Origin of the sequence: Streptomyces spiramenti (assembly GCF_012034385.1) — a bacterium.
Classification (GTDB): Bacteria; Actinomycetota; Actinomycetes; order Streptomycetales; family Streptomycetaceae; genus Streptomyces; species Streptomyces spiramenti.
Genome location: NZ_JAAVJB010000288.1, coordinates 1 through 5,442 on the forward strand (window position 1 = coordinate 1; position 5,442 = coordinate 5,442).

A 5,442-nucleotide genomic window follows, 5' to 3' on the forward strand; every position below is an offset into this window, starting at 1 on the left:
GTGCCACGGTGCTCGGCCACGGCGCCCCTCCTGCCGCGCCGCCACGGCGCACTCCGCCACCGGTGGCGAACAGGGCCGCGGGTCCCCGACCGGACCGCGTGCCCGACCGCTTGCCGGCCGGGCCGGTTTCCCCTTGCCGGCCCGCACACCGACGGCCCCGCACAACGGCGTGCGGGGCCGTCGGCGTGACCGAACCGTCGGCGCGGTCGTCGGCGTCGACCGCGGCGGACCACCGGGGGCGCCGCGGCGGACCACCGCCGCACCCCCGGCCGCGGCTCAGTACTGGGCGTAGCCGTCGAGGAACTTCCCGATGCGGGTGATGGCGTCGGCGAGCTGCTCGGGCGGGGGGAGGGTGACGATGCGGAAGTGGTCGGGCTCCGGCCAGTTGAAGCCGGTGCCGTGGACGATCATGATCTGCTCGGAGCGCAGCAGGTCAAGCACCATCTGGCGGTCGTCCTTGATGCGGAAGACCTGCGGGTCGAGCCGGGGGAAGGCGTAGAGCGCGCCCTTGGGCTTGACGCAGCTGATGCCGGGGATCTGGGTCAGCATCTCGTACGTGATGTCGCGCTGCTCCCGCATCCGTCCGCCGGGCAGCACCAGTTGCTCGATCGACTGGCGACCGCCGAGCGCCGCCGCGACCGTGTGCTGCGCCGGCATGTTGGCACACAGCCGCATGTTCGCGAGGATCGTCAGCCCCTCGATGTAGCTGGAGGCGTGCTCCTTCGGCCCGCAGACCGCCATCCAGCCGCACCGGTAGCCCGCGACGCGGTAGTTCTTCGACAGGCCGTTGAAGGTCAGCGTCATCAGGTCCGGGGCGACGGCTGCGGTGGAGTGGTGGACCGCGTCGTCGTAGAGGATGCGGTCGTAGATCTCGTCGGAACAGACCACGAGGCCGTGGCGCCGGGCGATGTCCGTCAGCCCGCGCAGCATCTCCTCGCTGTACACCGCACCCGTCGGGTTGTTCGGGTTGATCACCACGATGGCCTTGGTGCGGTCGGTGATCTTGCGCTCGATGTCCGCGAGGTCGGGCATCCACTCGGACTGCTCGTCGCAGCGGTAGTGGACGGCGGTGCCGCCGGACAGCGAGACCGAGGCCGTCCACAGCGGGTAGTCGGGCGAGGGCACGAGGACCTCGTCGCCGTCGTCCAGCAGCGCCTGCATCGCCATCTGGATGAGTTCCGAGACGCCGTTGCCGAGGTAGACGTCCTCGACGGAGAGCATGATGCCCTTGGTCTGGTAGTGCTGCTGCACTGCCCGGCGGGCGGCCAGCAGGCCCTTCGCGTCGCCGTAACCGTGCGCCTCGCCCACGTTGCGGAGGATGTCCTCCAGGATCTCCGGCGGGCACTCGAAACCGAACGCCGCCGGGTTGCCCGTGTTCAACCGGAGGATGCGCTGGCCGGCTGCCTCCAGCCGCTGCGCCTCCTCCAGGACCGGGCCACGGATCTCGTAGCAGACGTTGGCGAGCTTCGTTGACTGGATGACCTGCATAGCGGTCACCATACGACCGCGTCCGCCCGTGCGCTCTGTTTTTCTCACCACACGGACCAACCGCCGTCGCGCCGCCCGCGGGGGGCGCGACGGGGCCCGGGGTGCGGACGCCCGGGGCGGCCGGTGACCAGCCTCCCCGGGGGCCTCGTCGGACGCGCCCGCGGGAGCACGCCGCCCGGGTCAGAGCACGGCGAGCGCGTCGACCTCCACCAGCAGGCCGGCGGGAAGACCCACGTAGACGGTGGTGCGCGCCGACGGCGGCTGGGTCAGCCCGGCGAAGTACTCGTCCCAAATCGCGTTGAACTCGGCGAAGTGCTCCGTGTCGGTCAGGTAGACGCGGATCATGATCGCGTCCTCCCAGGACGCGCCGCCCTCCTCCAGGACCGCGCGGACGTTCTCCAGGGTCTGCACGGTCTGCTCCCGGAGCCCCGGACCGACGGGGGAGGGGGAGCTGCCCGGCTCCGCGGGCCCGAAGCCGACCTGGCCCGCGACCTGGAGCAGACCGCCCTTGATCACGCCGTGCGAGAAGCGGGCCGGCGGAGTGGTGTGCTGGGGCGGGGTGACCGCTGTCTTGGCGGTGCGGCCGGGGGTGGCCGGGGTCTTCTCGGTCATGGGTGTCGCCTTTCCTGGTGGGGTGGTGCGGTGGGGTGAGTGCGGGGCCGGCGGTGCGGGCCCCGCACGGACGTCGTCCGGCTGTGGCTGTGGCTGTGGCTGTGGCTGTGGCTGTGGTGCGGGTCGGTCGTGGTGGTGCGCGGTCAGCCGTCCGATGACGGGGGCGTGCCGTCGTCGGGTATCGCTGCCCGCCGACCGTCCGCGGGATGCGTACCCGTGCCGGCCGTGTCCGTCGCGGCTCCGCCGCCCGGGGCGGCTCCGGCGGACGCGTCCCCGCCGTGCCCGTCCGCCGCTCTCCCCGGCGTTGCCGCGCCCGCCGCGGCGGTGCGGGCCAGCGCGGGGGGAGTGGTCCGACCGGTGTAGGCGTCGGTGACCGCGCGGGCGGTCTGCCGCACCTCGGGCAGCAGCGCCAGCACCGCCTGCTCGCCGGCCACCACGTTGGGCACCGAGACCGAGAGCGCGGCCACCACCCGCCCGTCGTGCCCGTGCACCGGCGCTGCCACGCAGTTGACGGACTCCTCGTGGCCGCCGAGGTCGGTGGCCCAGCCGCGTTCGCGGACCGTCACCAGCTCCGCCAGCAGCTCCGGCGGACCGGTGACCGAACGCGGGGTGTACCGGGGGAACGCGAGCCGACGCACCAGCGCCTCGCGCTCACCGGACGGCAGGTCCGCGAGCAGCACCTTGGCGACCGCGGCCACCGTCACCGCCACCTCGCGGCCGATCCGCGAGTACATCCGCACCGGATGCCGGCTCTCGACCTTGTCGATGTAGAGCACCCGGTCCTCCTCACGGATCGCGAGGTGCACGGTGTGACCGGTGCGGTCGTTGAGTTCCCGCAGGTGGGGATGGGCGATCTCCCGGACGTCCAGCTGCTCGGCCGCACGGTGGGCCAGGGCGAACAACTGCGAACCCAGCCGGTAGCGCTGGTCGGGCTGCCGGTGGACGAGTCCGTGCGCGTGCAGGGTGCGCAGCAGGCGCAGCGCCGTCGACTTGTGCGCGTCGATGTGACGCGCCACCTGCTCCAGTCCGGCGGGCCCCTCGGCCAGCAGCGGCAGGATGCGCAGGGCGCGGTCCAGGCTCTGGCTCATCGCGGGCCACCGGCCGTAGTGCCCGCCACGGTTCCCGGACATCCGGGTCCGCCGTTGCCGGTCGGTGCTGCGCCGAGCCGGTTCCCGGCGGCGGGCGACGCCGTGCGGGGGGAGGTGTCCGGCATGGGGTCAGCTCCGTTCCCGTCGCGCCGGCTGTCCGTTGACCGGCTCTGCGCCGGATGCTAGACAGAGCTGCGCATGGAGCGCAACGACCGTTGCATGTGGCGCAACACAGCAGGCCAGGTAGCGACTCATCGGAGATTCTCATGGCTTCCGCAATCGACCGCCTCGCCGACGAGATCGTCGACCACCGTTTCCGCGGGCTGCCGCCCGACGCCGACGGCCGCACGGTCGGCGCGCTCGCCCGCGAGCGCCGGGACCTGTACTCCGGCGGTTTCACCACGCCGGTGCTGACGCTCTCCGCCGAGGCGCTGGAACACAACATGCGCGCGCTCGGCGAGTTCGCCGAACGGCACGGACTCGCGTTCGCACCCCACGGCAAGACGTCCATGGCCCCCGCGCTCTTCCGGCGGCAACTCGACCACGGAGCCTGGGGCATCACGGTCGCCGTCCCGCACCAGGCCCGCGTGGCAAGGGCGTTCGGAGTGCAGCGGATCTTCCTCGCCAACGAGGTCGTGGACGCCCCCGCCCTGGCCTGGCTCGCCGGTGAGCTGGCGGCCGACCCCGAGTTCCGCTGCGTGGTCTACGCGGACTCCGTACGCGGGGTCGACCTGATGGACCACGCCCTGCGGGCGACGGGCGCCACCCGGCCGTTGGAGGTCGTCGTGGAACTGGGCGCCCGCGGTGGACGAACCGGCGCCCGGGGCGCGACGGAGGCCGCGTCGGTGGCGGCGGCGGTCAACGCCTCGCCCGTGCTCGCGCTGGTGGGCGTGGCCGGCTACGAGGGCGAGGTGCCCGACGCCGACGAGGCGAATGTTCGGTCCTGGCTGCGCGAACTGGTGGCGCTCGCGGTCGCGTTGGACTCCGATGACCTGTTCGCCGCCACCGGGGAGATCATCGTCAGCGCGGGCGGGTCGGCGTGGTTCGACGCGGTCGCCGAGGTGTTCGCGGAGCTGCCCGAGCTCTCCCGTCCGGTGCTGGGGCTGCTGCGTTCCGGCGCCTACGTCAGCCACGACGACGGCCGGTACCGCGAGGTCACCCCGTTCAACCGGCTGCCGGACGAGGGCTCGCTGCTTCCGGCGTTCCGGCTGTGGGCGCAGGTCGTCTCCCGGCCCGAACCGGGGCTGGCGCTGGTCAACGCAGGCAAGCGCGACGTCGCCTACGACCTCGGGCTGCCCGAGGTGCAGGTGCTGCGGCGTGCGACGGGCGGCGTCGTCCCGGCGCGCGGGCTGACGGTGACGCGCCTCTCCGACCAGCACGCCTTCGTCCGGGGCGAGGACGCCGACGACGTGCCTGATGTGGGCGACTGGGTGGGGCTCGGGATGTCCCACCCCTGCACCATCTTCGACAAGTGGCAGCTGATCCCGGTCGTCGACGCCGACGGGTCCGTCGGCGACTTCGTCCGCACCTTCTTCTGACCGACGGGCGGCCAGGGCGGGGCGTCCTCCCCTTCGACGCCCCGCCGTTGGCCCCGTCGCTCTGTCAGCGGTGGGCGAACGGCGCACTCCGGCCCGGTCCTTGGCGTCGGCGCCCCGTTGTGCTGGACTAGGGCGATGCGCGCGGGAGAGCCGACCGACCACTACCGACTGCTCGGCCTGGACCCCGGAGCCACGGCGGCACAGATCGCCGACCGGCTGCGTGCCGAACACCGGAGCTGGCAACGGCTGACCAGCCACCCCGACCTGGACCGGCGGCAGTTGGCCGAGCAGCGCATCAGGGATCTGGCGCTCGCACGTACCACCCTCACCGACCCCGCCCGCCGTGCCGCGTACGACGAGCACCTGGTCGAACGTGCCGCCGAGCAACGCCGTGCCCGCGAGCGTGCCACCGCTGAGCGGCAGTTCGCCGAGCGAGCCGCCGCGCACCGTGAGGCGGCCCACCGTGAGGCGGCCCACCGTGAGGCGGCGCAGCGACGCGCGGCCGAGCGCCGAGCAGCCGTCCGGGAGGCCGCCGAACACGAGGTTGCCGAGCGTCGTGCCGTGGAGCGGGCCGTGGTGTACCGGACCCCGCCCCCGCCGACCGAGCCGCCGACGGTCGGCGACAGCGGCGGCCGGCTGACGAGTGCGCAGGCGGCCCCGGACCGCCCCCTCGTCGAGGGCCGTCTCGACGAGGGGGGCCGTCACGCCGCCCGCCC

The 5,442-nt window shown here is 73.5% G+C and carries 4 protein-coding genes and 1 pseudogene; 2 read left to right on the forward strand and 3 right to left on the reverse strand.

What is annotated here, in order from left to right:
• Positions 1–276: 276 nt before the first annotated feature.
• The 3 genes and pseudogenes from HCJ92_RS21715 to HCJ92_RS21725 form a co-directional block, all read right to left on the reverse strand.
• Positions 277–1,488, reverse strand: a complete 1,212-nt coding sequence (locus tag HCJ92_RS21715) for a pyridoxal phosphate-dependent aminotransferase (protein ID WP_167935310.1) — start codon at positions 1,486–1,488, stop codon at positions 277–279.
• Between the two features lie 180 nt (positions 1,489–1,668).
• The gene (locus HCJ92_RS21720; protein ID WP_167935311.1) at positions 1,669–2,100 is read right to left on the reverse strand and encodes a RidA family protein; all 432 of its coding nucleotides are present in this window, start codon (positions 2,098–2,100) and stop codon (positions 1,669–1,671) included.
• Between the two features lie 341 nt (positions 2,101–2,441).
• Positions 2,442–3,188, reverse strand: a pseudogene (locus HCJ92_RS21725) (IclR family transcriptional regulator); the annotation flags it as partial.
• Positions 3,189–3,454: 266 nt separating this feature from the next.
• Here HCJ92_RS21725 and HCJ92_RS21730 point away from each other — a divergent pair.
• Complete coding sequence (locus HCJ92_RS21730; protein ID WP_167935312.1) at positions 3,455–4,726, forward strand: type III PLP-dependent enzyme domain-containing protein; 1,272 nt, start codon at positions 3,455–3,457, stop codon at positions 4,724–4,726.
• A 135-nt stretch (positions 4,727–4,861) separates the two neighbouring features.
• On the forward strand, positions 4,862–5,442 hold a 581-nt coding region (locus HCJ92_RS21735; RefSeq protein WP_167935313.1), incomplete at its 3' end, for a DnaJ domain-containing protein.

Excerpts from the sequence above, each read along its gene's own strand:
- HCJ92_RS21720 (WP_167935311.1), bottom strand. The coding sequence starts at position 2,100 with ATGACCGAGAAGACCCCGGCCACCCCCGGCCGCACCGCCAAGACAGCG.
- HCJ92_RS21730 (WP_167935312.1), top strand. The coding sequence starts at position 3,455 with ATGGCTTCCGCAATCGACCGCCTCGCCGACGAGATCGTCGACCACCGT.
- HCJ92_RS21715 (WP_167935310.1), bottom strand. The coding sequence starts at position 1,488 with ATGCAGGTCATCCAGTCAACGAAGCTCGCCAACGTCTGCTACGAGATC.